Source organism: Gordonia sputi NBRC 100414 (assembly GCF_000248055.1).
GTDB lineage: Bacteria > Actinomycetota > Actinomycetes > Mycobacteriales > Mycobacteriaceae > Gordonia > Gordonia sputi.
Map to the genome: position 1 here is coordinate 1 of NZ_BAFC01000105.1, position 278 is coordinate 278.

The 278-nt window shown below is 62.6% G+C and carries 1 protein-coding gene; it reads right to left on the reverse strand.

Going from position 1 to position 278, the window contains the following annotated elements; genetic code table 11:
* On the reverse strand, positions 1 to 278 hold a 278-nt coding region (locus tag GOSPT_RS16745; RefSeq protein WP_039856413.1), incomplete at both ends, for an integrase core domain-containing protein.

Consider the following 278-nt stretch of genomic DNA (forward strand, 5'->3'; position numbering starts at 1 on the left):
AGCCCACGGGGTGATGTTGGTGGGTGCATCGGGCAGCGTACTCGGCCGGGGTCTGGTAGCCCAGCGCTGAATGTCGGTGTCGGTGGTTGTGGTCGTCTTTGAAGTCGTCGATGACCACGCGGGCCTCGAGCAGGGTGGGCCAGCAGTTGCGGTTCAAACACTCGTCGCGCAACCGGTTGTTGAACGACTCGATGAACCCGTTGTTCCACGGTGTGCCGGGCGGAATGTAGGAGATCCCGACCGACCCTGCACAGAACGCCTGCAGGGCTTCTGAGATC